Genomic DNA, 4,103 nt, shown 5'->3' with positions numbered 1-4,103 from the left:
CAATAAAGAATTACAGACAGAGACGGGAATGTATGATTATGGGGCGAGATTTTATATGCCGGATATTGGACGATGGGGCGTTGTAGATCCTTTAAGTGAAGAATTTTCAGATTGGAGTCCGTACAACTATGTAGAAAATAATCCAATGATAAATATTGATCCAACTGGTATGTCGACAGAATCAACACACACCGATAAGTTTGGAAATGTTGTCGCCGTAAAAAACGATGGTGATTTAGGGGTTTATCGTCATAAAGGCAATTCTCAAGAAACTAAACAAGAGCTTAAGAAAAATTATTCTAAAGAAAATACTTCCGGAGGTGGGGAAAAAATGGGAAGTACACTTGCTTGGAATTCCTTTACAGAATTTGATAGAGGTGGTAAGGAAGCAGGTAAAATTAATTTTGGTTCCTATCAGGCGAGAAATTGGCTTAATAAATTTAGTAATGATCTTCAAAGACAAAACGAATTAAATTTTGGAGCAACATCAGTTACAAGAATGAATTATGCTGTTAATGCTGGTGGAGGAGATATATATGATTATAAAACGCAAAATGGAGGAGGGTTATATGCAGGTTCACAGATATCAGAAGGGGTATACGTTTCAGCCAGAGATGTTGGAAATTTTGCTGCAGGTATGGCAGCTTCACTAACAGGACAATCTAAGTTGGACTTTATGCTTAATGCTGGAGGTTTTAATTTATCGGGCAATAGTAAAACAGCGCTACTATTTAATAATTCATACTGGAAAAGTGAAGCCCAAAAAGCAGGTTTTCCAGCTTACGGAGAAGCTCCTAACTCAAATCTATTTCAACGTTTGGGTTATGAAAATGTAAGGACAGTTCAAGGATTAACAAAAAAAAGCAAAATGATATGGGGCGCAAAATAAGAAATATTTATTTATTATTAACATTATTATTAGTAATGTCGTGTGGAAATCATAATTTCGATAAATTTGAAGGGACGGGTTTTTCTTACCAAATAAGTGCTAACAAAGCAGATATAATACGTGTTAGATATACTACGGATGAAGGGGCTCCTTTAATTCAGCTTTTTGACACGAAAGGAAAGCTTAAAGAAGAAGCAGTTATTGCTCCAAATGCACCATTGATTATGAACGGGATAAGAAATGACACAATACAAATAACCTACAAAATTGGAGAGAACGATCAGATGTTTTTATCTTGGTTTAAGAAAAACAAATATAATCCTATTCGCATAGGCAAATATTCGATAAGGTATAACTATGAAATACAAAATGAATATTTGGAAAATGAAGTTTCGGAAATAGATTCTTTGTATATTGATAAGAACACACAAATGATTTCTTTATTTTTCAAACGGAAATTGATTGATAAAAAGCAAATGTACTTATTTACAGTGAGGTCATCTGACATAGCACTTTACAATCCATCAAGTAAATCATATATTCCCTATGCATTTCCAGACAGAAGAAGTATTACTAAGGATTACTTTAAAAAAGTTCTTGCTTTGTATTAATTTCTTAAGGTGTCTCCTCCATTGTCACATAAATTCTTTAGTTTCAGAGCGGATATTAATGGCTATTGTACGTTAGACTAAGCGCCGATGAGGAACGTGTTATGTGAGTAAGGTTCTTACAAGAATTATAAGTACAATGGCAAAGAACTCCAAGAGACCGGAATGTACGATTACGGCGCAAGATTCTATATGCCCGATATTGGAAGATGGGGTGTGGTTGATCCGCTGGCGGAGAAAATGACGAGACATAGTCCTTATAACTATGCGTTTGATAATCCTATTAGATTTATTGATCCGGATGGTAGATATGTTTGGCCACCTGAAGGTGGAAGTGATGGGGAAACCTGGAGTGATAGTGATGGAGACTTTGTCAATAGAAGTGGCACTTGGTATAAAGATAATGGTTCTTTTATTGGAGTGTGGGCTGGAGATGATTGGAGATACGATTCTGTTGGTGGTACAAACCCAAAATCTAGTTATGATGGTAAAACAATGTTATCTTCATCAAATTATGATTATACGTATGATTTACAGCCTGGAAAACAGGCAGATGATGCAAATTACTGGAAGAATGGAAGTAGTGGAAACTTTTTAACCCGTTTAGTAGAAACAACTGCAAGAGATGCTACTGCTAAAGAAAACATCACTACTACTATTGAAGCTGTTCTTATAGCGGCTCCAACCTCAAGAGCTGCAAGAAGATCAACTATGAGGGAGGAAGGTATACCCACAAGTCAACAACCTGTATCACAATCTAAAAATGCTTCGGGAAGAGAATATACTTATGAAGTTCCGAGAAGAAATACTACTGTAAAATCAGGATCTAAAACAGAAAAAAAATCTGTTCAAGAGCAAACAATGGACAGAAGTCATCCAGGACAATCTCATTGGGAAGCCGGTTCTGTTAAAACCGATAGAGATGGAAATGTAAGAATGAATAACTATGGAAGACCTAAATTACAGAATGATAAATCAAAAGTGAATAATTAATGGAAGAGACTTTAGAACAAAAAAAAAGACGTTTGCTTGGAAAAAAACTTTTAAATGACTATTTAAATGAATTAGAAGCCCTAACTAACATAGAGGTAAAAGAAGATTTACTTTTATCTATTCCAGACACGGACTCTATAGGAAAAGTATCTAAAGAACATATGTATAAAAGCACAATTTCATTCAATGAAAAGGAAAAATTATTACTTTTTATAGGGGAATTAATAAAAATTAAAGATGGAAATTGTTTTCTTTATATCACTTATTCTCATGATTGCGGAGCTTTAAAACTCAGTAGTTTAAAAGATTTTAATATAAATTTTAAATTTTATGATGAACACGCTGGAATTTTATCAATTGTTATGGCAGATTTAACAAATGAGCTATTATTGGATTATTATGAAGAAGATGGACAGCACTATTTAGAGATCGAAGCCTTTGGAGAAGAATGGTCGAGAGTGAAAATAGAATAATAATACCCCTAGAAAGTGTCTAACTTTTTGGGGAGACTTATAAGTGGTTATACCCATAGAGGGAAAGATGTTGGATGGGGTACTATAACAGGTGAATTTTTTGGAGGAGACGGACCTACACGTAGTTTGTTTAGCGATTTTAATGATTCTAATTCTGGTCCTTTTGCTTCTTTAGATAGAGCATCATCTCCATATTCTTCTTTAGCAAGACAGGATATACTAAATTCGAAAAATTCAAAAGGAATTGTAAAAATGGGTTATTCCCACGCAAATCCGCTTACTGCAAATTTTGATGGATATGAACAGATGTGGGGAAGGTCAAATGTATCTTGGTATAAATTAGGAGATGAAACACTTTTTTTAATGACCGATTCTAAGTCACAAGAGTCATTGTTTTATAGATTACCAGTAAATAACTTTGAAAGAACTGAAGGGAAAGTAAATAGTTTTGGAAATACATATCAGACCTATATATGGACTGAAAGCAATTCAGAAGTTTCAAAAAAAAGTAATTAACCCAACCTTAAAGAACGTTTTTAAACAAGCTATAACACCGCCATCTATATTAACAAGACCTTGATTTTAAATCGAACATTTTAAATTTAATAAATATGGAAAAAAGTATAAGTTTAATTTTATTACCATTTTTATTTTCGTGCCAAAATATTAGTAATGAAGATATATGTGGAAAATATTCACCCATATCATACAAGAATACATATGACACTCTAACAATTAACAAGGATGGGGTTTATAACAGGGTAATTTACAATATAAAAGGGAAGAAATTGTTGAATTACAATTCGAAATACAAATTAGATGGTTCTTCAATAAAATTTTCTGATTTTTATTTGAATTTGGATAAAGATTTAATTGCTTTTCCCGAAGATGTTAAGGATATCGATATGACTTACACAACTTTTTTTGAACGAAAGAATAAAAATATTATTCTTTGTTTTGGATATCACGAAGGAGAAAATTGTTATCAAAAGATTATAGAATAAGTAAGAATCCGTCTCACAACTAAAACTGAGGCGGATTTTTTATTTCGGTAGAATCTTCATTATTTTAAAAAATAGAAAAAGTTGTTCTCTTCAGGCAACTTTCTTTCTTAAATTGTGTGCTAAAGCGTGTAAACCA

At 33.0% G+C, this 4,103-nt stretch carries 5 protein-coding genes and 1 pseudogene; all 6 read left to right on the top strand.

The window, feature by feature from the left end; all coding sequences use genetic code 11:
• Positions 1-889, top strand: an 889-nt coding sequence (locus AC2A07_RS19585; RefSeq protein WP_484051784.1) for an RHS repeat-associated core domain-containing protein, incomplete at its 5' end; no start/stop codon positions are given.
• On the top strand, positions 874-1,500 hold the full coding sequence (locus AC2A07_RS19580; protein WP_484051783.1) for a hypothetical protein: 627 nt from the start codon (positions 874-876) through the stop codon (positions 1,498-1,500). The genes AC2A07_RS19585 and AC2A07_RS19580, both read left to right, overlap by 16 nt.
• A 126-nt stretch (positions 1,501-1,626) precedes the next feature.
• Positions 1,627-1,810: pseudogene (locus AC2A07_RS19575) on the top strand (RHS repeat-associated core domain-containing protein); the annotation flags it as partial.
• 679 nt (positions 1,811-2,489) lie between these two features.
• The gene (locus AC2A07_RS19570) at positions 2,490-2,963 is read left to right on the top strand and encodes a hypothetical protein (protein ID WP_484051782.1); all 474 of its coding nucleotides are present in this window, start codon (positions 2,490-2,492) and stop codon (positions 2,961-2,963) included.
• 27 nt (positions 2,964-2,990) lie between these two features.
• Positions 2,991-3,479, top strand: a complete 489-nt coding sequence (locus tag AC2A07_RS19565) for a hypothetical protein (protein ID WP_484051781.1) — start codon at positions 2,991-2,993, stop codon at positions 3,477-3,479.
• A 95-nt stretch (positions 3,480-3,574) separates the two neighbouring features.
• Positions 3,575-3,967, top strand: coding sequence for a hypothetical protein (locus AC2A07_RS19560; RefSeq protein ID WP_484051780.1), 393 nt, complete (start codon positions 3,575-3,577; stop codon positions 3,965-3,967).
• Positions 3,968-4,103: the final 136 nt, after the last annotated feature.

The organism is Chryseobacterium sp. HNCC26DJ238 (genome assembly GCF_057180465.1).
This window is presented reverse-complemented; position numbering and strand designations above follow the sequence as displayed.